The following is a 23,257-nucleotide window of genomic DNA, read 5'->3' on the forward strand; positions in this document are numbered from 1 at the left end:
GTCCGAGATCCGCGCGAACCGTCGCGCAATGGCTGTCGAGACTACGCCCGCGATGGTCGAGCGAGTTTACCAAAGTTCCGAGAAGAACATCGCGGCTGTTCGGACGAAGTTGAAACGGCCACTTACGCTTGGCGAAAAGATTGTCTTCGGGCATCTTGCCGATCCCGAAACGCAATCACTCGAACGCGGCAAAAGCTTCTTGCGCCTCATGGTCGATCGGGTCATTATGCAGGACGCGACGGCACAAATGGCAATTCTTCAGTTTATGCAGGCCGGCAAGTTCGAATCTGCTGTTCCCGCAAGCGTCCACTGCGACCATCTCATTCAGGCCTATGAAGGCTCGGCTCCCGATCTTGGTCGCGCACTGGATTCGAACAGCGAAGTCTACAACTTTTTGAAATCCGCCTGCTCTAAATACGGCATTGGATTTTGGGGTCCTGGTTCTGGCATTATCCATCAGGTAGTGCTCGAAAACTACGCATTCCCCGGCGGGCTCATTATCGGCAGCGATTCACATACGCCAAACATGGGCGGCCTCTCGATGGTCGCCATCGGGGTTGGCGGCGCAGATACCGTTGATGCCATGGCCGGATTTGCCTGGGAAGTGCTCAATCCGAAACTGGTCGGCGTTCGACTTACTGGAGAACTCAGTGGCTGGGCTGCGCCGAAGGACATCATCCTTCATGTCGCCGGAAAGCTCACTGTCAAAGGCGGCACCAACCGAATCATCGAATATTTCGGACCGGGCTGTGCCACGCTTTCGACAACTGGCAAGGCGACGGTTACCAACATGGGTGCGGAGATCGGTGCAACGACTTCAGTCTTCCCCTTCGATCAAAATGCTGTTCATTACCTAAATGCAACGTCTCGTGAGGAATTAGGGCAACTCGCGATTAAATACGCTCACTTGCTCGTAGCGGATCCGGAAGTCGAACGCGAGCCAGAGAAATACTTCGACGAAATCCTGGAGATCAATCTCTCGGAACTCGAGCCGCTCATCAACGGACCATTCACGCCCGATCTCGCACGGCCGGTTTCACAACTCGCCAAGGATGCGAAGGAGAATGATTATCCAGCAAAAGTGTCTGTCACGCTGGTTGGCTCCTGCACCAATTCAAGCTATGAGGACCTCTCCCGTGCGGCAAAGATTGCCGAGCAAGCGCGAGCCGTAGGCGCTCGTGTTAAGATGCCCTTCTTCATCAATCCTGGCTCGGCGCAGATTCGCGAGACAATCGAACGCGATGGGCAACTCGAAATGCTCGAAGCTATTGGCGGTGAGGTAATGGCAAATGCCTGTGGACCTTGCATTGGGCAGTGGAAGCGCGATGACATCAAGAAGGGCGACCGCAACACGATCATCTCTTCGTACAATCGAAATTTTCCCGGCCGAAACGACGCCAATCCCGCAACGCTCGCATTCGTGGCAAGCCCGGAGGTCGTGATTGCTTATGCCCTTGCTGGTGATCTCTCGGTAAATCCGTTGAAGGACGAACTCACCGCGGAAGGCGGTAAGAAGTATCGACTTACTCCGCCGCCGAAAGTCGAGGCGTTGCCCGCACTTGGCTATGCTGGCCGCAGAAAGGGATACATGCCGCCTGCACTCGATCCGAGCAACGTATCCGTGACTGTGCCCGGGGCTAGCGAGCGCCTTCAGATTCTACAGCCATTTCGGCCAATGGTCGATGCTGAGACGACGAACTTGCCGGTCTTGATCAAAACCAAAGGGAAAACGACGACCGACCATATCTCGCCCGCCGGGACGTGGCTTCGTTTCCGCGGACATCTCGATAAGATCTCGGATAACATGCTGACTGGAGCCATCAATGCATGGACAGGCGAGACGGGTACGACGACGAACATGTATACCCACGAGAAGAGCCTTCCTGTACCACAGGTCGCGCGTGATTACAAAGCCCGCGGTAAGCGGTGGATCGTGATCGGCGATGAGAACTATGGTGAGGGTTCAAGTCGGGAACATGCGGCGATGTCACCCCGATATCTCGGCTGCCTGGCCGTCGTTGCGAGAAGCTTCGCCCGCATTCACGAGTCCAACCTAAAGAAGCAGGGCATTTTGCCTCTGACTTTCATCGATCCAAAAGATTATGACAAGATCAAGGAAGGCGATACTGTTTCGTTCGAGTATCTCAAGGAGTTGGATCCAGTCCGCACGGTCAACATGAAAGTGGCGCACAAGGATGGCACCTCTGAAGTGATTGCACTCGCACACACGATGAACATGGAACATATCGCTTGGTTCGAAGCCGGAAGCGCTCTGAATCTCATTCGCCTGCATTCTGGCGAATCATCGCTCTCGGCAGGCGTGAAGGAAGCGCCGCCAGAACCGGTGGAGGCGTAAGAACGCGCAACGCAGTCCTAGTTCGGACTACCGCAAAGTTCAGACTGGATCAAAGAGCAGGGACGTGCGAAGCACGTCCCAACAGCCGCCGTGATCTCCCTTACTTTGCGTACCCGACTGACTGCGCAAACAAGACGTGCTGTCCGGGATGCAATCCGAGGCTCTGTTCAAGACCCTTGCGATCGCAGTTGTGGAACCAGGCCGCGAGCCCATGCGATGCGGCATAGAGATAAACGTTGCCCGCGATGAGACCGGTCGTCACATAGCAGTATGCATTCTGCATGTCAGGATCGAGCAGCCCTGGCTCCTGAAATCCCGGCGTGTGAGTCAGGCGATCAATGTCTGCAACGTAGATCAGTTGGACGGGAGCGTTCGCCTGAATGCCGCGTTGTCCCGGGGTCATAACACCGGCTCGCAAGTCGCCCTCAATAATGGGTTTCAAGAGATTGTGAACCGCATCGTAGAGATACACGCCATCCTCGAACGCCACGTAAAGATCGACTTCCTGCGAGTTGCTGGCTGAAGCAGCCGTCCGTCCATAAACGCCGAACGGACCGGTGACGCGGTTCACCCCCCAGGCAGCCCACAAGAGATTTGAAATCATCTGAATTGGTAAGGGCGACGAACTGATTAGCCGTATCGTTTCTCGCCGCCGGAGAGCCTCGAACACCGAAAGGCCTCCTTCATCCACAGGCGCCGGAAGTTGAATCTCTGTCAAAGTCTGGGTTAATATGTCACTCATGGTCGAGATATGAGAATTCTGTAAATAGGTGAGATGAAGCTGCTGATGCACAGTGGAAGAAACATGCCATCCTACGGTTAGCAGTGAATTCGGCGTAGCGGGTGCAGAATGCCATCGTTTCAATAGTGCCGAATGTTAAAATAGTTATTGACAGGCGTTAGATACTGTTCGCAAACGCTTCGCACGAATTCTTCCGGATGCTCTGATCGGCGGCTTGAGAGTCCGCAACCCGCGAAGGCCCCACAAAAGCAGGCGGCTGCATTGATTACTTGAGGAGGACAAGTGACGTTATTCAACCTTTTCTGCGCGTCTGCCGCGTGGAAATCGTCATAGGAACATGAAAAAGTTTACGATCCCTTACTCATGAGTCGTTAATTTTCTTCTCTTTCGTAAAGATTACTAACGACCCTTTGAAATCTTTCTCGAATGGATTCAACGATTTGCACTTGGATTCGCGGATTGCTGCCTCAAAACCCCGGTTGGCATAGAGAATGCCATCTCAACTGAGTTCGATGTTGCGACTTTAGTCAAGTTCTCCGTCAGTTTTACGTCCATGACCTACCGAATCAATCAGTACCGCGAAGTTGTGATAGTGGCGTTGCTTGCTATTCTATTTTGTGGAGACAGCCCGTCTCCCGGCGTGCTGACTCTTAGACCAATGCTTGCGCCAACTGGCAGCATTCGTGGACGTGTCACATTCAACGGTCCGCTTCCCCAGCTCGCCACAGCAAAGTGCATCACTCCGGAAGTATGTGGAAGAACTCACACCTATGATCGTCTGCTTGTAGGCAAGGACAAAGGCGTTCGGTATTCGTTGATCTATCTTAAGAACCCACCCCTCGGCCGCACCTCACCAGGGCAGCCGCGGATCACCCAATCGAATTGCTCGTTCCAGCCGCATATGATTGTCGCTGCACGTGGCTCCTCGATCATCTTTCAAAACGACGATCCTGTTCTGCACAATTGCCACGCATATAGCTTCATCGGTTCGGACCGCTCCACTGCATTCAATATCGCCCAACCGACGAAAGGCCAGCAAAGCGTCGAGCAACTCCGGAAGCCCGGCATGCTCAATATCGAGTGTGATGCGGGACATACTTGGATGTCCGCATGGGTCTGGGTTACCGATAGTCCGTTCGCCGTTGTATCCGATGAGCATGGGGAATTCAGTCTGGATGGTATCCCACCCGGCACCTATACTGTCGTGATGTGGCATGAGGGCTGGAACACGAGCGGCATGCAGGATGGTCGCGCTGTCTTCTCTGCGCCTACACTTCAGGAGCGTCAGATCGTCGTTACCGCTGGAGGCGCATCGAATGCCGACTTCCTATTACAATAAGATCTCGTTACACTAAGAACTCGCATGGTGCAAACAACCACAGGGCGGGCGTATATTCTTATCGCTTCCGGCTTCGTACTTCTGTACTCGATCATCGGACCATCAAAGGTTCATGCTAATCCCGTCTTCGCCCGGCAATACAATACATCGTGCTTTACATGTCATACCTCGCCACCATTGCTCAACGAGTTTGGTCGTCGCTTCCAGGCGAATGGCTATCAATTGCCAAGTACGAGCGATAAGATTGCAGAAGCCGCACGGTCCACATTCCCACTCGGTCTCGTGGTAACACCGATGGTGAGTCGCTCTCAGGTCGAGGACCATTTGACTGGAATACAAAGCGAACCAACCACATCTTTCGGCGGAATCATGATGCGGTTTTTCAGCTCCGCTTCGCTCGGATCTCACTTTTCCTATTATGCCGGCATACCCGTCACCGTGGCAAATGGCGAGACGAGCATTGAGATTGAAACCATCCATCTGCTCTATACCGATGCGCTCGCCGATGGCCGGGGCACGCTGAATTTCCAGTTCGGCAAGTTTCTTCTATTCGCCCCGTTCACGCCCATGTTCCTGCTCTCCGGAGAGGATCCCATCGTGTACAATAGCATGCATTACAACCCGCTTGGCGAGCGAACGACGGCCAACACGCTCTATCTAACCGACCCCATGTTTGGCGTCAGCGCGTTTGGCACAATTTACACCATCGGTCAAGGACTTCGCTGGCAAGTTGGAATGGTCGGCGGAAACAATAGCGATGTGGATCTGGCTTCAGCGCGCGCCGTGTTCGGCTCGCTCGATCAAACTGTGTTCCTGCAAAACGCGCCTGCCAGAGTTGGGGCATTCTTTTTCTCAGGATTTCAGGATGTATCGAATTCTGCGGCGGAAACATCGAGCACCATGGCCGGAATGCCGGGGATGGGTGGTGGAACAAGTGCCGCACTGGCGAATCCCTGGCGGAATCACGTCACACGAGTGGGATTCGATGCGGAAATCACGGACCCATGGACAAAGCGGATCAACCTCTTTGGCGAGTTCATGACAGGACTCGACGATAACATCGATAGCCTGGGAACAAGCTATGAAATGCGCGGCGGGTTCGTCGGCATGAACGTTATTCTCTTGCCAGAAAAGCTCTTTGCGTACGGCCGGTACGATTGGATGCAGCGACTCACGGTTGCCGAAGATCACACGGCAATCGACGTAGGACTGCGATATCACTTTCTTCCGAATGTAGTAGCGACTGGCGGCGTGACAATCACGAAAGAGAATATCACACAGACGGCGTATCAAATGCGGCTCGATCAGACGACAACGACGTACCGCGCTGGTTTCTTATTTGGATTCTAATCCGAACAGCATGTTGCTTCAAACTATAACTACTACCTGCGCGGTCGGCATTATTGCGGCCACGATGAAGCTAAGTCCATTCGGACTCGGTCCGGCAAGCAACGCTCCGGCCTCCAATCCGTCCGAGACGATCGCTCGTGGCAAGACTGTGTTCGACATTGCCTGTTCGCCCTGTCACGGCCTCGATGGTGCAGGCGATGGTCCGCTGTCGGCCAACATGCGCACGAGACCGAGAGACCTCACAAAAGGGGTCTATAAGAGCCGATCGACCGCCAGCGGTCAGTTGCCAACAGACGAGGATCTGGATCGATCGATCATGACCGGCGTGCACTTTAGCACGATGCCAGCCTTTCGCATGTCCCCGACCGATTGTGACGCCGTCATTCAGTACCTGAAGACTCTCTCTCCGCGCTTCTCGGATTCTACTGAGTATCCGCTGGAAGTGTTGACATTCGGCCAAATGATCCTCCCCAGCACGCAAAGCATCGAACGAGGCCGCGCGGTCTACGTCAAGATGCAGTGCGAAAGCTGTCACGGAGCTGCCGGCAAGGGCGATGGAGTCTCTGCTGAAATCCAACACGATGACTTCGGCAGTTTCGTCCACACAACGGACCTCACGAACGTTTCCGATTTCAAATTCGCACAGTCTGCCCAAGACGTCTATCGCATTTTTTCGACCGGTCTGAACGGCGTTGCCATGCCATCCTATGCCTCGACGCTCCCAGACACCGACCGCTGGCACCTTGCCAACTACGTATGGAACCTGCACGGCATCGAGCATTAAGTGCAGCATTCTGAAATTTTGTTCGTAGATTTGCATTAAGTTGGTTTTTTGGATTTAGAGATCATCTTATGAAAACAGTTTCCTTCTCCCTGTCGATTCTGTGTCTAGGCATCTTGATTGGTTGCAGTAGCAGCACAACTCCGCAACCACAAACGTATATCGGTGCTTCAACAACCATTGGCTCCGGCACCGCCAATTCCTGGGTCACCGTGGATGGCTCCGGCAACATGACGGCCATCGGTGTGACCATTTCCGATGCAGCGCTCGCCAGCTTGCCCGCGATGGGCATGATGTATGAGATCCCTATGCCGGCCGGTGTGACCACAATCCCGTATAAAAGTATCAGCCTTGACTATGCTACGATGGATCCAGCTCCCTACAATGTGCCACATCTCGACGCCCATTTCTATTTTGAAGATATGATGGCACGAATGAATATCATGCAAGGGATAGATACAATGATGCCAGGCGGAATGATGCTGCCGGCAGGATACACTCGCATCGGTGAATGTGATTCGATGATGGGCGTGCATTATATGGACACCTCGGCTCCAGAGTGGCACAAGCAGCCATTCCATTGCGCCTTCGTTTACGGCTTTGCCAAAGGCACGATGACGTTTATGGAAGCGATGTGTGACCAAGCATCCCTGTCCAACCATACGGCGCTCAGTGGAACAGTCAAACCCATGATGATGATGAGCATGCCAATGTCGATGCCCAAAACCTACAAGACCTCATACGACGCCACGACCAAGACGACTAAGATTGAACTAGACGGATTTTGATGTGCGTATGGTAATTCTATTGTCCCGGTAATGCGAAGCAATCGCCTTTCGTGGTTTCTCATTTGCCTTGCCGTCATTCCGTTTGTTTTTGTTCGCAATTTAATTGACCCCGCATTTACCACGCGCGCAATTTTGCTTGCGGTGTTTACGATCGCAACTTTCATCGCAAGTCGGGACCAGTCACTCCGGACCTCCCCACTGGTTTGGATATGGTGTGTGTATGCCGCATTTTGTGTCGCCTCTATCTTCATCGCCCGCAATTCTGGTGAGGCAATCTATTCCGCCTCTCTTGCGGTGATGTATGGCGCATGGCTCCTTGCAGCAATGCAGAAAGCAAACGGTGAACTACTCCCCCACATTTTGCGAACGGTCTCGATAATTGGCCTCCTGGTGTCGCTTGTCTCTCTTCTGCAATTCTATGCGAGATTCGATTTCTTTCCTGGCGGAGAAGGCCCATTTGCCTCGATGGCCATGAAGAATCTCATGTCTTCCTTTCTTTTCCTGACGTTGCCGGCCACGCTTTATGGTACACTCTCGGAAGAACCTCGGTGGAAGCCATTTTGCCTTCTGACATTGGCGGCGAGTATGTTCGTCCTCCTCATCGCGCAGACCCGTGCGGTGTGGCTCGGATCGGTGGTAATGGCGAGCGTTGCGCTCGCGCTTCTGGCATTCTCCAGTCAGCGGAGAGCACTTTGGCAAGAATACCGCTCGAGTCTTCGCAATATCGCAATGGTAGCGGTGGCTTGCCTTTTGGCGATCTTTGTCTTTAACATTGCTCCGCGGCATGGCTCGCACGCAAAGAGCGCCACGGAAAAGGCAAGCACATTCATCCACTATTCCTCCGACACATCATCCCGGATGCGGCTCACTGTCTGGAGCAAGTCCATCGAGATGTTTCGCAATCATCCAATCCTCGGTGTTGGAGCCGGCAACTGGAAGATCCAACTTCCGTCTTACGGTCTAGCAGAATTTCCCCACTACGTTCAGGACGGAAGCTACCAGTGGACGGAGACTCACAATGATTTCCTTGAGCACGCGTGCGAGTCCGGGGTCGGCGGCGGATTGGCCTATCTCGCGCTCTTTGTGGCCGGCGTCAGTCTGGCAATACGTGCGGCGTGGCGAGCCCAGCCAGGAAACTCGCGCAGATCACTTTTGATGATTCTCCTCGCGGCAACGATTTCGGGTTATGCCATCATTTCTTTCTTCGATTTTCCAGGTGCTCGCGTCGAGCATACAATACTCTTTCTGCTATGGCTGAGCATTCTTCCCAGCACTCGAGTCAAGGAGAAGGAGCAACCTCGGAATCGTTTGCCTCTTTTTGTTGCGATATTGCTCGTAATTCCGGCTCTCATGTTCTCAATCCAGCGATTTATTGCTGAACAACATGAGGTCTCTCTGCTCCAGGCACGACTCGACCAGGATTGGAATACCGAGATCGCGGAGTGTAACAAAATCTACGATGCGAAGTTATTATCGGTGGACGCACTTTCGACTCCGTTATTGTACTATAGAGCGGAAGCCGAGTACATGCTGCAGGATTATCCTGCGGCACTTCGAGACAATTTGGAGGCACTTCGGGCGCATCCAAATCACTTCTATACACTAAATAATACTGGGTCCTGCTACGTGAAACTTCGTAACTTTCAGGCCGGTGAAGTGTTCTACAATCGTGCGTTGGCGATTTCGCCAAACTTTGAGGAATCCTTGCTGAACCTGACAGCCGTCAGTTTCAATCAACAGGATTATGCCCGGGCTCGGTCGTACCTGAATAAGTGCGACACGACACAACCCGGCTCCCGCGCGGCGATGTACGCGCAGGCATTGAATAGCCTGAAACATTAGGTCTTTACAGTTGAGGGGAAACAATATGAGACGATTGATTCTCGGTATTTTCATCGTGGCAGTCGGAATTATGGCGTTTGGCTCTGGAGTTCGCGCCCAGACACTTCGGATCACACCCGATTCCAGCGCGCCGACATCTGCTCTCCAAGTCTCGATTGCAGGTGTAGGTACACACTTTCGGCCTACGGTCGGACTTTCCATGGTGGCAATCTCGCTCCAGCGCTCGGGCAGACCCTATGTTGTGACCTATCCGAATTCGGTCCCCAACGACTCGCTGATGCAGGCCACACTGTCGATCTCGAGCAGTCTCGCTATCGGATCATACGACTTAGTTGTCCAACGACTCGACTCGACAGCTTACCACTGGACAGAACCGAATGCCTTCGTCATAATCCCACCACCTCCGAAGATATTGTCAGTCACACCCGGTAGTGCATATTCCGGTCAGACTGTCGCGCTTACGATCAAGGGGCAAAGTACGCAGTTCGCAGGCTTTGCCGGTCAGATCGTCATTCAATTTAAACAAAACGGAACAGTCAAATTCACGACCCACGGCGATTCGATCCTGAGCCTCACACAGATGACTGCGACCCTTACCATCCCGGACACCCTGCCGGCTGGGACATACGATGTTGCCGTGACCAATCCCGGTTTCTATTACACTGGGACAGCCTTGTTCCATGTACTTGGTGCGCCGCCGACTGTTTCGATCATTCCAGATACCGGCGCCGCTTCCACCGCATTCGATGTGACTATTGTCGGCCAGGGTACTAGCTTTCAGCCATCCAATATGGTCTCGGCATCGATGAACATCGATTTGAAGCAAGGCGGTGTGACATACTACCATACCCGCGCGGACTCTGTCTTCAGTTCGATTCTCGCTTCAGCCTACTTCGCTCTTTCCGATTCTCTTGCTCCTGGAATTTATGATGCGGAAGTTACCGGTTACGACCAGAGCTGGAACATGTACGACATGCATACGCCCTTTTATGTCATCCCTCATCCTGTCATTGGATTTCCCCAGAATCGTGGTGGTATGCCGGGCACAACTGTCGCCGTTGCTATGACCGCGACCGGCATGCATTTCAGCTATCAGGGAAATCAGAACGTGCAAAGCGTTCATTTGACGAATGGTAAGACCTCAATCCCGGCACAGAGCGTCACTGTCACGAGTGATAATGCGTTGTCGGCGACTTTTTTAATCCCGCCTGCCGCCCTTCCGGGATTATATAACGTTACGATTACCGAACCTGGCACGAACCGGATTGTGACGGGAACCCGTGCGTTCTTTGTCGAAGGAATATTCACAGACCCGGCTGGAACCGTCACTCCGAATCAGGGGCAACAAGGACAGACTATTCTTCTAAAATACCCGCCGAGTAAGGTTCTGGAGATTATTACGAATGGGATTTATCTTCAGAGGGGAGGCACGATAATCCCCGGTTCCATCACAGGTACTGACTCCGCAAGTTTTCAAATTCCGGCAGGAGCACCGCTTGGAGCGTATGATGTTGTGACAGTTAATAGTTGGGGTAGTGGTGAACTTCGAGATTCGATAGTCATTCCTCACGCCTTTACCATCACGGCTGCTGCCGGCGTTGACGGGCTTGGGCCAACCAATGGACTCTTGAGCGGGCTTCGTGTCTCGCCGAATCCTGCCCCGGGTAACGTAAAGGTCTCGTTCGGTCTGAATGCCCCAACGCGAGTGCATCTTGTGCTCTCGGACGCATTAGGCCGAACGGTCGCAACGCTCTGCGATCGAACGCTCGGCGCCGGCATGCAAGCATTCGAGTGGTCAACTGCTGCCCTACCCGCGGGAGCTACTTCTACTCGCTGACCAGCGGAGAAGAGTTGTATGGCGGAAGAATCGCTGTACAGCACTGAACTGGCATTATCGAATGAGGTTCAGACGCAAAACAGAAATGGCCGGAGTTACATCCGGCCATTTCTGTTTTGCGGAACACCGGGCAATGATGTTCGTAAATTTGCACTTCTTGGATGATCGATCATCCAACTGTTAACCTCCGAAATACATGCCAACCATTCTCGACCTGCAAGCTCGCGAAATTCTGGACTCGCGTGGCAACCCCACAGTTGAAGTAGACTGCAAATTATCCGATGGTTCATTCGGTCGCTTTGGCGTACCAAGCGGCGCCTCGACTGGCGAGCACGAAGCCGTCGAACTCCGCGATGGTGACAAAAAGCGATACGGTGGAAAGGGGGTTCTGGCTGCAGTCGCGAATGTAAACGGTGCAATCAAGTCGGCACTCGCCGGTAAGGATGCTTCCAACCAGCGCGCAATCGACGAAGTATTAATCGCGTTGGATGGCACACCGAACAAAGCCACGCTCGGTGCGAATGCGATCTTGGGCGCCTCCATGGCCCTGGCAAAAGCATCCGCATTATCTGCAGGACTTCCGCTCTATCGCTATCTCGCGCGATTGGCCGGGACGAAAGAACCGTTCCTTCTTCCGACGCCACAGATGAACATTCTAAATGGTGGAGTCCATGCTGATGGACTGCTCGATTTTCAGGAGTTTATGATCATGCCGGTAAGTCCCAAGACTTTCCGCGAAGCACTTCGGATGGGTGCTGAAGTCTTTCACACCCTTAAGACTGTGCTCAAGAAGCGGGGGCTCAATACCAACGTTGGCGATGAAGGTGGCTTTGCACCGGCATTGACATCCAACCGCGAGACGCTCGAATTAATCGTCCAGGCGATCGAGCAGGCCGGATACAAGCCCGGCAATGATGTGGTACTCGCGCTCGACTCAGCTTCGAGTGAGATGTGGCGCGATGGGTCGTACGAACTATATAAGTCGAAACCCGGAACGATGCTCTCAATCGAAGATATGGTCCAGGAGTACGAATCCCTGACTCGCAACTACCCCATTCGCTCTATTGAAGATGGCATGGCCGAGAATGATTGGAAGGGCTGGAAAATGCAGACCGATGCGATTGGAAAGACCGTGCAACTTGTTGGGGACGATCTATTCGTCACAAACAAATCATTTCTCGAGCGCGGAATCAAAGAAGGCGTGGCCAATGCAATCCTTATCAAGTTGAACCAGATCGGCACGCTGACTGAGACACTCGATACTATCGCATTGGCAAAAAATGCTGGCTATGGCACGGTAATCAGTCACCGTTCCGGTGAAACGGAGGACGCCGCCATTGCCGATTTGGCTGTCGGTACTGGCGCCGGACAAATCAAGACCGGCTCGGCGTCTCGCTCCGAGCGGATGGCGAAATACAATCAACTGCTTCGGATTGAGGAGGAATTGGCTGGCAAGTCCCAATTTCTTGGAGCGCAGGCATTGACACATTCATAAGGATAATTAACGGGTGAGCGCAGCCACCCGTTTAGCTGCGAACAATTTTCTCATACTGCGGTTTTACTTCCGTCGGGATCGGAATTGGATTTGAATTTCCCTATGCTTCGCCCTATTTTTGTCTCCGTTCTATGCTTGTTAGCAGGTATCGCACACGGTCAAACGACCGCTGGCAAGGAATTCTGGTTCGGGTTCATGTATAACGATTCCGGCGTTCGGAACCCGATCGAGCTTTCAGTATATGTTTCTTCACCTACGCATACGAATGGCACCCTTAGAGTTCCGGGTGCCGGCTTCGAGCAGTCTTTCAGCGTAGAACCGGGAGTCGGCACCGTTATTCACGTACCGTCCGGAATCGGAATGGTCCGAACCTCAGAACAGATTGAGCAGCGAGCGATCCATATTGAAAGCGAGTCAATCGTTGCATGCTTCGCGCTGAATTACAGCGCGCAAACAGCGGATGCCAGCGTTATCTTGCCTGCAAAGGCGCTCGGCCGCGAGTATCGGGTGATGGCCTACACGCCGGCGGGCTATCCGAGTGAGTGCATGGTGGTCGCAACAATGGATTCAACGCAAATCGAAATCACTCCAACCGCTCCTACCCTCGCCGGACACAAAGCGGATCTTCCCTTTACCATCATACTTTCACGTGGCGAGGAGTATCAGGTTCAGTCCAATGGCGACTTAACAGGCACGCGGATTATCGCATCCCGACCGGTTGCGGTCTTCGGCGGCTCGTCCTGCGCATCGATCCCGCCCGGCACGGATTTCTCCGATCATCTTTACGAACAAATGTATCCGCTCTCGGCGTGGGGTAAGAATTTCATCACGATCCCGCTAAAAACGCGTAAGGGGGACACATACCGAATCCTTGCTTCTGAGGACTCCACCCGCGTGGGAATTGGGAAGACTTTTCAGATGCTGAATGCGGGCAAGTTCTATGAGTGCGTTCTTCGCGAACCTACAAGTATTCGCGCATCGAAATCGATTGCAGTTGCGCAATATAGCAATAGCACTGAGTACGATCATGTAGAAGATGCCGATCCGTTTATGATTCTTCTCAGCCCCAACGAGCAAATGCAGACCGGGGTCACGTTCAATGCGTTTGCATCGAAAGTAATCACGGCGTATTACCTGAACGTGCTCGTCCCGGCTAGCGGCCGCAGTGTACTCCGCTTGGATGGCAGGCCAGTCGTGCTGAATCGGGTCACAATAGACCCAAATTATTATTACGGGCAACTTGACATTAGTGCTGGCGATCATACCCTTGGCTGCGACAATGGCTTCGTCGCATACGTCTATGGTTACGGTCATGCAGAGTCGTATGGATATTCCGCCGGCGCATCCATCAAGGCAATCGAACATTATGCCATGGTGCGTGGTCGTGCGCTTGACAAGAAGACCCAGAAGCCGATTGCCGCAAAGATCGTCTACGATGTTTTGCCCGAAGGGCGTCCCGCCGGTGTCGTCAATACCGATCCCACCACCGGCGCATATAACGCAATTCTCTCCTCTGGCGCGCAGTATGGCATTCGCGCAGAGGCGCCGGGTTACTACGCGATCAGCGATAATCTGGACGCTCGGGATACCACGGACGATTTGCAGGTAACCCGTGATCTCGAACTGGCGCCGATCGAAGTTGGTCAGGTCGTTCGTCTCAACAACGTCTTTTTCGATCTCAATGAAGCAATCTTACGGCCTGAGTCATTTCCAGAACTCGATCGGGTCGTCAAACTCTTGAAGGAGAATCCGGATCTCGCGATTGCAGTCGGTGGACACACGGATAATACCGGTCTTGAGGATAAGAATATGCAACTTTCAATAGACCGCGCTGCTGCCGTCTGCGCCTATATCACGCACGCAGGCATCACGGAGACTCGGGTATCGGCCAAGGGATTTGGCGACACCAAACCGATCGGATCGAACGATACCGACGATGGTCGTCGACAAAATCGCCGTGTGGAATTTGCAATCGTGAAATAGTACAATTAGTCCATGCTTGGGGGAATTCCATGCTTTGTGAGAAATGTTGCAGCAGTCAACGTTATTTCTCGTAACTGGCCGCCCTTTCGACTTACACACGCGAATCATTGACGCATTCTCCCAATCCAACCAGTGCTGAACTCCGCGAGGCTCTGCATAAATGTGAAGGGCGCTATTTGACGGATGCGGAAGGGGCTATTGCGGAAGTGCACAAAGTGCTTTCGTGTGCCCGGTCTTCCGGGGATTCTGCACTGATTGCCATGTGTCTGATGGAGCTTGGCCGTGCCCATCGTCAGCAGCCCGATCTGTTGAAAGCCGGAGATTATTTTCGAGAAGCACTTGGCATGTTCACCTCGCTTGGAGATGGTCAGGGTATCCCACTGGCCCTTCAGGGACTTGGAACTGTCCACAGCGCATCCGGAAACTTGCCGGAAGCCGTTCGCTGCTTCAATGGCGCACTCCCACTTGCGCAGTCCAATCAGGATTGGTACACCGTGCAACGCATTTTCAATAGCTGGGGTATAGTCTCCATCCGATCGGGCGATTATGCCGGTGCCATGCATACGTTTGGGGAATGTCTTGCTTCACTGGCTGATCATCCAGATGAATATCTCGAATCTAGCGTACTTGCCAATATCGGCGCGATTTTCGAGCGCAGCGAAGAATACGAAACTGCCGCCGAGCATTTTGAGCGCTCACTGGCGATTGCCAGACGACTCCAGGACGATCGGCAGGTCACATCCACTTTGGTATTCCTCGCCAATACGCGGCTGCATGAGAATCGACTCGAGGAGGCACGGATTTGCATTGAAGAGGCGCTGCAACTGAGCACGAAGCACAATCTTCAGGACCTGAAATCACAGATACTCATCAGCCTTGCTGAACTCACATTGTTGGGAAGCACTCCGGGTGATGCCCTTCGCTACCTCACAGAGGCACGCGAACTCGTTGAAGCGACACCAAATAAGATCCACCTGCAAAAAGTGGAGCACGCTATTGGAGCCACGTATTTACAATTGGGCGATTTGGAGAAGGCCGAAATTGCGCTCGGCCGCGCACTTGAACTTGCCGAGCGGGTGGCAAGTCCGCAATTGTTATATGAGACCAATCTCCTGTATTCGGAGATTGCGACAAAACAGCTCGATTATAAGCGGGCCAATGAATATCTGCACGCCGCGTTGAAGCAACATGAGCTTTTGCACAGTGAGACCAACCGCCAAGCAGTCCGAGCGCTGGAAGTGCGCATGGCGCTGAACACTTACCGACGCAGGCGTGACGCACGCAATCAGGAGACGAACGAGTTGACTGCGGCGGTAGCAGAGACTCAAACAGAATCTTCTCAAGCCCAATGAAACGCGCTGCTCGAATCGGAGTGACTGGAAAGCTTGGCAGTGGCAAGTCCACGCTCATGCAACAACTCGCCGCGAATGGGATTCATGTGTTGAATACCGACCAGATGGCACGCGATATCATGGTGCGCGATCCTCTTATCCGATCTGAAATCGAGCGACTGGCCGGGACGGAAGTCTTTACCGAGGATGGCGAGCACGGCACCACGCTGAACCGCCAATTCCTCGCCGCAAAGCTTTTTAAGGATCGCGCGCTTCGCGAGCGACTGGAAGCCATTGTTCATCCTGCCGTTATGCGGGAGGTGGAGCGTGAGTTTCGTGATGCGGAACCAAGCACTCCCGTGGCCGTCGAGTCAGCCCTGATCCTTTCGTCCGATCTGCGGCAACACTTCGACTATATCGTGCTCGTGGATGCTCCCGATCAGGCGGTACTGGACCGCGTCCGGCAATTTGGGTATCTCTCAGAGGAGGATGCATCGGCTCGACTCGCAGCTCAGGACTACGAGCACGCAAACTTCGATGAAATCGATATTACCGTCGAGAATACCGGCAATCGCGAGGAGTTCGAGGAGCGCGCCTCCACGCTCGCTTTAATGCTGAAGGCACTTGCGGAGCGAGACTTACCGGAAGAGCCACTGCATAGTCAGTAATCGTCTTTAGCGACAAATTGCCACGATCGGCGCCGAAAGAAGGATGTGTGTCGTATCGGGGAAGCTGTTGATTCGCAAGGTGTCTCGGTATGTCCCAGGAGTCTTTGCCGTGAAATCAAATTCAATACAGCTGTTGTAATTGCCATGATCGAGGGTGTCCACCGGCCTGCCGAAATTCCTTGTCAGCCAAAAGTGAATCCCATGCGCAAGCCTCGGCTTTTGAATAAGGTAAGTAGTATTCGTATTATTGATGATTCCGATCCCGTTTGAGCTCGTATCATTGGCCTTGACCACTCCAAAATCAACATTGTATGAGTCAAGGTAGAGACCTTCCTTTGGAGGATTACCAGCCCAGAACCCGCAACCGCACGTCATGGCTGTTGCCAGAATCACAGAAATCCAGGACGAACTTCTGCCCAAAGTCTTTTGTAAACGTGACTTCAACTTAGAACGGTCAACTTAGCCCCAACGCGTTAGGCATGATGCGGAATACTCTCCTCCATGATTTCGTCCGTCTGGTCATGTGATGGCTCGTAGCCGTAAATCATCGGATTTGCCTCCAGGAATCGCTCCGCATCGATCGCGGCGACACATCCCGAACCGGCAGCCGTCACGGCCTGACGATACACGTGGTCCTGACAATCGCCACACGCGAAGACCCCGGGAATGTTGGTAAAGGAGGTCTTCCCTTTCGTCTCGATATAACCAATCTCGTTCATATCAATCAGGCCTCGGAATAACTCGGTGTTCGGCGAGTGGCCGATCGCGACAAAGATGCCGTTCGTCGCAACTCGCTCAGTCTTGCCGGTTATGACATTTTCGATGACAGCTCCTGTGACAATCCTTCGGCCCTTGTCATCCGTCTCACCAAGCACTTCGACGATCGCCTGATTCGTGCGCCAATGAATCTTGGGGTTGGCGGTGGCGCGTTCGTACATGATCTTCGAAGCACGGAATTCATCGCGACGGTGGACAATCGTGACCGATTTGCAGAACCGAGTTAGGTAATTCGACTCTTCCATTGCCGTATCTCCCCCGCCAACAACGAGTACATCTTGATTCTTGAAAAAGAACCCATCGCACGTCGCACAAGCGCTGACGCCATACCCCATGTAGGTCTGCTCGGTTGGGATGTTCAGCAGCTTCGCGCGAGCGCCGGTCGATATGATCACGGACTCCGCATGATAAGTCTTCTCACCGGCTTTCAGCGTAAACGGTCGTTTTGAAAGATCGACCGAAGTGATCGTCTCGAACTTGGTGACGGTCCCAAATCGCGAGACCTGCCTGCGCAATATATCCATCAACTCGGGCCCCTGAATTCCGTGCTCGAAACCGGGAAAATTTTCAACCTCCGTTGTGATCGTCAATTGACCTCCCGGTTGATCGCCTTCGAACATGATCGGCGAGAGATTTGCGCGCGCCGTGTAGAGCGCGGCGGTAAAGCCCGCCGGCCCGGAGCCGATGATAACGACAGGATGGACTTGCTCTCGCTTTAAATGCGTGCGATGGTAATTGGTGTTCATTATTGATTCTGTTTCGCGGCTCTGATATTACGCTTCAGCCCAGCAAGTTTCGCGCGTTTCATGGGTGACTTACTGAAACGGCTTGAGAACTCCTCTTGCTCCATCGTTTCGATGGTCTCGCAATCGAGCGATAGAACTCCTTCCCGCGGGGCGAATGCTGATATAGCAGTTGGCTGTGCAAAGCGGTTCCACGGACAAACATCCTGGCAAATATCGCAGCCATAGATCCAGCCATTCAGCTTAGAGGCGAGCTCTGACGGGATCTCGTGCTCGGGTTTCAGCTCGATCGTGAGATATGCAATGCAGCGGCGCGCATCAATCTTGTATGGCTCTGTGATCGCGTCCGTCGGGCAGGCATCGATGCAGCGCGTGCAGGTTCCACACATATCTTCGGCGGGTGGATCGGGTTCGAGATCGAGGTTCAGAATAATCTCGGCCAGAAAGACCCATGAGCCAGCCTCGCGTGTGATCACACTCGAGTGCTTGCCAATCCATCCGATCCCGGCGCGTTCCGCAAGTTCACGTTCGAGGAGTGGGCCGGTATCCGTGTAATATCGACCAACCGCCTCCGGTACGATCATCTGGATCTCTTCGAGCAAATGTTTGAGCATGGGCGGCACGACCTCATGATAATCGGTGCCCCAGGCATAGCGCGAAATCTTGTGGTCCGAGGCGGGATCAATTTCGTGAGGATGATAGTAGTTGATGGCCAGCGAGAGAATACTCTTGGCATCCGGCATCAGGTTGCGGACATCCCGACGCTCATCATGCCGCCGCTCCATCCACTGCATGACGCCGTGAGCACCATCCGCCACCCAGGCGCGGAGCCGGTCGGCTGCATCATTAAGCGGCTCCACGCTGGTGACGCCGGCCTTGGTAAAGCCAGTTTCGAGCGCTTTCGCCTTGATGTGTAATGTGATTTCTTCGCGTGTCATGGTGTTCTGTAACTTTGGTGGAGTGGAAGAAGACTCCAGCAGGCAACCATAATTTATAGGAATGATGAATTTGATGAATAAGCTCGCTCTCGTCCTCGGGTGGGTGGTACTAATTTGCATTGCCGAACCAGCGTTGGCTCAACTCGCAATGACAGCACCCGTCCAGATCAGCACGAACGCTGGCGCGCACTCGCCAACCATGCACGTCGGTCGGGACGGCAGTATTTATGTGAGTTGGTTCGAGAGGAATGCCAATATTTATTTCAGCCATTCAACCGATCGCGGGCAGACTTTTTCGACACCGGTTCCAGTAAGCAACCAGGGCCAGTGGGCGACGCAATGGACCTCTGAACTTCAGCGATCACCTGAATTTGCGATTGATACCAAAGGAGTGATCCACCTGGTCTGGGCGGAGGCGCGAGTCACGAGTGCGAGTGATGTATGGTATGTCCGCTCCACCGATAGCGGCAAAACGTGGTCGCAGCCGCTTTCCATTATGGACCCAGGCGATTCGGCTAGTTTCTCACAGGATTTTGCTGTCATTGCATGCGACTCTTCGGACAATCTTTACGTCTCCTATCTTGACAATCGCCAAATCATGGCCAAGACGGGCAAACACTACAAGATGCAGCTCGAACGATCCACGAACGGTGGATTGTCTTGGTCGCTGCCTGTGATCGCAGACAAATTAGCATTCGATACCAGTGGAACGTGCGAATGCTGCCGACAGGATATTGCCGTCTCGCCGGATGGGCATGTCTACATCGCATTTCGCACCAGCATGAATACCCCGCTGGGTGACATGCGCGACATTTTTATTTGTCGCTCCTGGGACGGTGGCCAAACATTCGAGCCATCGATCCAATGTCAACTTGGCGATTGGAAACTCGAAGACTGTCCCTCGAAAGGTCCGCATATTTCCCTCGACCCACACGAAAATCTCTTCGTCGCGTGGAACGACCAGCGCGATGATTCTGGTAAGCTCATTGCATATTTCGGCCTGTTGCCAAAGGGCCGAAGCAATGTTCTTCCAAACTACTCGATTTCGAATAGCCAGACGCAGACCGGCCATTGGCCATACGTCACCGTAAGTCCGAATGGCATAATAGCTTATGCGTTTATGCCGAATGCCAGCCTCGGCCAACCGGTGCAGTTCACCTATTCTTCCGACGGTGGTAACACTTGGAATCGTTCGCGCTCGCTACCTGGCCCGTCAGGAGATGGCCAATATCTGCCCCATCTTTCGTTCGGATCGAATGGCGATGTTTATGCAGCATGGCAGGATGGCAATGCGAATGGGATATTATTCTCGAGGATCTCTGGATTGAACTCGCCGGTAACCCCTGATCCGGTCGTGCTTAGTGAGAATCTTCCATCCTACAATTCAGCGCTGCCGGTCCAGTTGCATTGGTCACCATCTCAAAATCTGCTCCGCGGCAACTTTGTGTGGTATCATTTCCAGGCAGGAACAGGCACAACAGTATTGTTCGACACAATCCTTCGAGATACCTCAATTCGCCTTGGCGTGCTGCCTCCGGGCCAATATATTTATTCCGTCACTACGCACACCTCCATCGACTCCGCGACAAGTGGGCGTGCCTTCAGTATTGAAGCGTTGGGCGTGCCTTCCATACCCGAGAAACGACTCCAGGCAACTGCGACGCCCAATCCCACGCAGAGCCAGATCGTCGCGCTATCATTGCCGGATGCGATGAATACACAGACCGCAATCACCGTGAGCGATGAAGCGGGGAAGACCGTTTTGACTACGACCAACACAGTTGTCGACGGCAGTGTAATGCTTGATCTCCGAGGTTTTCCGAATGGGGCGTATCATGTCTCCATTGCGCAGAGATCAATGACTTGGAACGTTGCGATTGTGTTACGTCATTGATGACTTTCGAAGCCACACTTCTTCCCCATCGAGTCTAACATCATAGACAGGGATGCTTCCAGGGACTCCGATCTGCATGCCGGTGTGCAGGTCAAACGTCCAACCGTGCAGCGGGCAGGCCACCACGCAGGCATTACAATCGACAAATCCGGCTGCCATGACCGGCGACATCTCATGCGGACAGAGATTTGAAATGGCGAGGATTTCTCCCTTGATATTAAAGATCGCGATTTCGGTATCATCCACTTCGACGACCTTCCCCCGCCGGCCGCTCGGCGGAATCTCTGCAAACTGACATGCATAGAAATATTCCAAAGATTGCTCCGAGCCTTCCGTGTTCAGTTCGGAACGTGCCGCGTCTAATGCTTCCTCATCAAAATCATTCACGAATGAAAGAACATCGAAGCAGCCATGCTCAGTGCTACTGACTTCGTTTCGAAGCCGCCATTCCGGCACCAGACATTAACTTGCTTTCGATCGCCCGGGGATGTTCAAGGTGCTTCATGACAACAGGCTCAGCACCTTTGATTGCATCCCTTAACTCAGCATGGTGGGCGGTCGTCTGAAGCTCTTTCACATCCTTTAAGTCCTCTTTGTGGTCCTGAATGGCATCCGCAATATATAGACTATCCATAGCATGGGCGTTTGGAGCATTTCGCAACGCATCCATTTCGGAAGCCATCATGCTTGACCCATTATCGTTCGCAGGAGGGAGCGGCTTAACGTTGAGTTTCTTCGCAAGCTCTTTCTTTTCCTTCCACATTTTGGAATGATCGACAACCATCATGTTCGCGAATGAGCGCACCTCGGTGTTCTTCGTATGCGAAATAACATATTTCGCTTCGGTAATCTCGGCAGAATCGGCTGCGCATAGAGCAGCAATGATATTCTCATCGGACATCGAAGTGTTCGCAGGTTGAGATGACGAAGGGTTCGGACCGGGTGAGATTGCGCTGGATGTGATTGAATCCAGCCCATAGTCTGTGTTCGTCTTTCTCGTGCAACTTGCAGCGATAAGCGCAAGGCTCAACAGAAAGGCCTCCCCGAGAAAAATATACTTGCTGAGGAAAGAGTGTTTCATCATTCAATGAATGAGTGATGGAGAGCGTATTCGAATACGAATACACGGACAAACCTCATGCCTCAAACTAATGGCTGAGCGGAAATGAAAACGAGAAAGTCGATCTAATATTTAGGCTTCGAGTGCCTTTACCCCCGGCAGCACTTTGCCTTCGAGGAATTCGAGGCTCGCGCCACCGCCAGTGGAGACATGCGATATCTTGCTGGCGAGTCCGGCATGTTCGAGTGCCGATACGCTATCCCCGCCGCCCACGACGGTCGTGGCTCCCGAAGCTGTTGCATCCGCAAGTGCGCGGGCGATCTCGAAGGTACCCGTCGCATAATTTGGCATTTCGAAGACTCCCATCGGGCCGTTCCAGACGATTGTTTTCGCGCGAGCGATCTCCGTGCGGAATTGCTGAATAGTCCGATCGCCGATGTCCACACCCATCCACTCGGCAGGTATCTCATCGACATTCACCGTCTTATGTTCGGCGTCGTTTTTGAACTCACGAGCGACGACGGTATCGACCGGTAGCACGAGCCGATTGGCAGACTTGACAAGCAGTGCTTTTGCCAATTCGACCTTATCTTCCTCGACGAGCGACGTGCCGATCTCCTTTCCTTGCGCCTTCAGGAAGGTGTAGGTCATGCCACCACCAATCAATACCTTGTCGGCACGACCGAGCAGACTTTCGATGACATCGATCTTGCCGGAAATCTTTGCGCCGCCAATGATAGCGACGAAGGGCTTTGAAGGAGAGGAGAGCACGCCGCCCAAGTACTTCAGCTCCTTATCCATCAGATACCCCGCGGCCTTTATTCTAACGAAATGAGTGATACCTTCGATAGAAGCATGAGCGCGGTGCGCTGCGCCAAATGCATCATCGACATAGACATCACATAATCCCGCCAGAGATTTGGAAAACGCGGGATCATTCTTCTCCTCCTCGCCATGGAATCGAAGATTCTCGAGCAGGAGTACTTCGCCAGGCTTCAGTCCGCTTGCCGAGTTCTCGACTTCAGTGCCAACGCAATCATTGGCAAACGTTACCTTCGTGCTAAGAAGCACTTTCAAATGTTCGAATACCGGACGTAGTGAGTACCTCTCTTCAGGCGCACCCTTTGGACGGCCAAGATGGCTTGCAATGATCAGCCGTGCACCACGCGCGAGCAGAGCCTCGATCGTTGGCATCGCTGCGCGGATGCGTGTGTCATCAGCGATTGTGTATGGCTTTTCCTTGGTGAGCGGCACATTGAAATCGACTCGGAGAAACACGCGCTTGCCCTTGACATCAACGGTGTCGATAGTCTGATAAGTCATATCGTCAAAG

The 23,257-nt window shown here is 53.2% G+C and carries 19 protein-coding genes; 12 read left to right on the forward strand and 7 right to left on the reverse strand.

Going from position 1 to position 23,257, the window contains the following annotated elements; genetic code table 11:
* The first annotated feature begins 28 nt into the window (after nt 1–28).
* Entirely contained in the window at nt 29–2,356 is a 2,328-nt protein-coding gene (locus Q8902_13445) for an aconitate hydratase (GenBank protein MDP4200562.1), read from the forward strand.
* Nucleotides 2,357–2,456: 100 nt separating this feature from the next.
* Here Q8902_13445 and Q8902_13450 read toward each other — a convergent pair whose 3' ends face one another.
* The gene (locus tag Q8902_13450; GenBank protein ID MDP4200563.1) at nt 2,457–3,098 is read right to left on the reverse strand and encodes a nitroreductase family protein; all 642 of its coding nucleotides are present in this window, start codon (nt 3,096–3,098) and stop codon (nt 2,457–2,459) included.
* Nucleotides 3,099–3,651: 553 nt separating this feature from the next.
* Here Q8902_13450 and Q8902_13455 point away from each other — a divergent pair.
* From Q8902_13455 to coaE, 10 genes are all read left to right on the forward strand, one after another.
* Nucleotides 3,652–4,437, forward strand: a complete 786-nt coding sequence (locus tag Q8902_13455) for a carboxypeptidase regulatory-like domain-containing protein (GenBank protein ID MDP4200564.1) — start codon at nt 3,652–3,654, stop codon at nt 4,435–4,437.
* Nucleotides 4,438–4,461: 24 nt separating this feature from the next.
* The gene (locus Q8902_13460) at nt 4,462–5,787 is read left to right on the forward strand and encodes a hypothetical protein (GenBank protein MDP4200565.1); all 1,326 of its coding nucleotides are present in this window, start codon (nt 4,462–4,464) and stop codon (nt 5,785–5,787) included.
* A gap of 10 nt (nt 5,788–5,797) precedes the next feature.
* Nucleotides 5,798–6,571 carry a c-type cytochrome gene (locus Q8902_13465; protein ID MDP4200566.1) on the forward strand — a complete coding sequence of 258 codons (774 nt, stop codon included), beginning with the start codon at nt 5,798–5,800 and terminating at the stop codon, nt 6,569–6,571.
* Between the two features lie 68 nt (nt 6,572–6,639).
* A complete protein-coding gene (locus Q8902_13470) occupies nt 6,640–7,356 on the forward strand; it encodes a DUF5602 domain-containing protein (GenBank protein MDP4200567.1) in 717 nt (238 codons plus the stop codon).
* Between the two features lie 30 nt (nt 7,357–7,386).
* A complete protein-coding gene (locus Q8902_13475) occupies nt 7,387–9,198 on the forward strand; it encodes an O-antigen ligase family protein (protein ID MDP4200568.1) in 1,812 nt (603 codons plus the stop codon).
* A 25-nt stretch (nt 9,199–9,223) separates the two neighbouring features.
* A complete protein-coding gene (locus tag Q8902_13480) occupies nt 9,224–11,035 on the forward strand; it encodes a hypothetical protein (GenBank protein MDP4200569.1) in 1,812 nt (603 codons plus the stop codon).
* 196 nt (nt 11,036–11,231) lie between these two features.
* On the forward strand, nt 11,232–12,530 hold the full coding sequence (gene eno / locus Q8902_13485; GenBank protein ID MDP4200570.1) for a phosphopyruvate hydratase: 1,299 nt from the start codon (nt 11,232–11,234) through the stop codon (nt 12,528–12,530).
* Nucleotides 12,531–12,632: 102 nt separating this feature from the next.
* A complete protein-coding gene (locus Q8902_13490) occupies nt 12,633–14,513 on the forward strand; it encodes an OmpA family protein (protein ID MDP4200571.1) in 1,881 nt (626 codons plus the stop codon).
* 107 nt (nt 14,514–14,620) lie between these two features.
* Nucleotides 14,621–15,865, forward strand: a complete 1,245-nt coding sequence (locus tag Q8902_13495; GenBank protein ID MDP4200572.1) for a tetratricopeptide repeat protein — start codon at nt 14,621–14,623, stop codon at nt 15,863–15,865.
* Nucleotides 15,862–16,512: a dephospho-CoA kinase gene (gene coaE / locus Q8902_13500; GenBank protein ID MDP4200573.1), complete on the forward strand. Its 651-nt coding sequence runs from the start codon at nt 15,862–15,864 to the stop codon at nt 16,510–16,512. Before Q8902_13495 ends, coaE begins: the two co-directional genes overlap by 4 nt.
* A 6-nt stretch (nt 16,513–16,518) precedes the next feature.
* Here the strand turns inward: coaE and Q8902_13505 are convergent, their stop codons facing one another.
* The 3 genes from Q8902_13505 to queG are packed head-to-tail and all read right to left on the reverse strand — an operon-like array spanning nt 16,519 to nt 18,970.
* On the reverse strand, nt 16,519–16,956 hold the full coding sequence (locus Q8902_13505) for a hypothetical protein (protein MDP4200574.1): 438 nt from the start codon (nt 16,954–16,956) through the stop codon (nt 16,519–16,521).
* Between the two features lie 29 nt (nt 16,957–16,985).
* Nucleotides 16,986–18,035, reverse strand: a complete 1,050-nt coding sequence (gene trxB, locus Q8902_13510; protein MDP4200575.1) for a thioredoxin-disulfide reductase — start codon at nt 18,033–18,035, stop codon at nt 16,986–16,988.
* The gene (gene queG / locus Q8902_13515) at nt 18,035–18,970 is read right to left on the reverse strand and encodes a tRNA epoxyqueuosine(34) reductase QueG (protein ID MDP4200576.1); all 936 of its coding nucleotides are present in this window, start codon (nt 18,968–18,970) and stop codon (nt 18,035–18,037) included. Before queG ends, trxB begins: the two co-directional genes overlap by 1 nt.
* A 73-nt stretch (nt 18,971–19,043) precedes the next feature.
* On the opposite strand from queG, the gene Q8902_13520 reads away from it, so the two are divergent.
* A complete protein-coding gene (locus tag Q8902_13520) occupies nt 19,044–20,864 on the forward strand; it encodes a hypothetical protein (GenBank protein MDP4200577.1) in 1,821 nt (606 codons plus the stop codon).
* On the opposite strand, the gene Q8902_13525 is transcribed toward Q8902_13520, so the two are convergent.
* From Q8902_13525 to Q8902_13535, 3 genes are all read right to left on the reverse strand, one after another.
* The gene (locus tag Q8902_13525) at nt 20,853–21,251 is read right to left on the reverse strand and encodes a nitrite reductase (NAD(P)H) small subunit (protein ID MDP4200578.1); all 399 of its coding nucleotides are present in this window, start codon (nt 21,249–21,251) and stop codon (nt 20,853–20,855) included. The two genes, Q8902_13520 and Q8902_13525, sit on opposite strands and share 12 nt — an antisense overlap.
* Before the next feature lie 34 nt (nt 21,252–21,285).
* Nucleotides 21,286–21,948, reverse strand: a complete 663-nt coding sequence (locus Q8902_13530; GenBank protein ID MDP4200579.1) for a DUF4142 domain-containing protein — start codon at nt 21,946–21,948, stop codon at nt 21,286–21,288.
* Nucleotides 21,949–22,056: 108 nt separating this feature from the next.
* On the reverse strand, nt 22,057–23,247 hold the full coding sequence (locus Q8902_13535; GenBank protein ID MDP4200580.1) for a phosphoglycerate kinase: 1,191 nt from the start codon (nt 23,245–23,247) through the stop codon (nt 22,057–22,059).
* Nucleotides 23,248–23,257 lie beyond the last annotated feature (10 nt).

The sequence above is a fragment of the Bacteroidota bacterium genome (assembly GCA_030706745.1).
Classification (GTDB): Bacteria; Bacteroidota; Ignavibacteria; order Palsa-1295; family Palsa-1295; genus PALSA-1295.

What these genes read in the sequence shown, in the direction of transcription:
- Q8902_13445 (MDP4200562.1), top strand. Translation starts at nt 29, where the DNA reads ATGGCTGTCGAGACTACGCCCGCGATGGTCGAGCGAGTTTACCAAAGT.
- Q8902_13450 (MDP4200563.1), bottom strand. Translation starts at nt 3,098, where the DNA reads ATGAGTGACATATTAACCCAGACTTTGACAGAGATTCAACTTCCGGCG.
- Q8902_13455 (MDP4200564.1), top strand. Translation starts at nt 3,652, where the DNA reads ATGACCTACCGAATCAATCAGTACCGCGAAGTTGTGATAGTGGCGTTG.
- Q8902_13460 (MDP4200565.1), top strand. Translation starts at nt 4,462, where the DNA reads ATGGTGCAAACAACCACAGGGCGGGCGTATATTCTTATCGCTTCCGGC.
- Q8902_13465 (MDP4200566.1), top strand. Translation starts at nt 5,798, where the DNA reads ATGTTGCTTCAAACTATAACTACTACCTGCGCGGTCGGCATTATTGCG.
- Q8902_13470 (MDP4200567.1), top strand. Translation starts at nt 6,640, where the DNA reads ATGAAAACAGTTTCCTTCTCCCTGTCGATTCTGTGTCTAGGCATCTTG.
- Q8902_13475 (MDP4200568.1), top strand. Translation starts at nt 7,387, where the DNA reads ATGCGAAGCAATCGCCTTTCGTGGTTTCTCATTTGCCTTGCCGTCATT.
- Q8902_13480 (MDP4200569.1), top strand. Translation starts at nt 9,224, where the DNA reads ATGAGACGATTGATTCTCGGTATTTTCATCGTGGCAGTCGGAATTATG.
- eno (MDP4200570.1), top strand. Translation starts at nt 11,232, where the DNA reads ATGCCAACCATTCTCGACCTGCAAGCTCGCGAAATTCTGGACTCGCGT.
- Q8902_13490 (MDP4200571.1), top strand. Translation starts at nt 12,633, where the DNA reads ATGCTTCGCCCTATTTTTGTCTCCGTTCTATGCTTGTTAGCAGGTATC.
- coaE (MDP4200573.1), top strand. Translation starts at nt 15,862, where the DNA reads ATGAAACGCGCTGCTCGAATCGGAGTGACTGGAAAGCTTGGCAGTGGC.
- trxB (MDP4200575.1), bottom strand. Translation starts at nt 18,035, where the DNA reads ATGAACACCAATTACCATCGCACGCATTTAAAGCGAGAGCAAGTCCAT.
- queG (MDP4200576.1), bottom strand. Translation starts at nt 18,970, where the DNA reads ATGACACGCGAAGAAATCACATTACACATCAAGGCGAAAGCGCTCGAA.
- Q8902_13520 (MDP4200577.1), top strand. Translation starts at nt 19,044, where the DNA reads ATGAATAAGCTCGCTCTCGTCCTCGGGTGGGTGGTACTAATTTGCATT.
- Q8902_13530 (MDP4200579.1), bottom strand. Translation starts at nt 21,948, where the DNA reads ATGATGAAACACTCTTTCCTCAGCAAGTATATTTTTCTCGGGGAGGCC.
- Q8902_13535 (MDP4200580.1), bottom strand. Translation starts at nt 23,247, where the DNA reads ATGACTTATCAGACTATCGACACCGTTGATGTCAAGGGCAAGCGCGTG.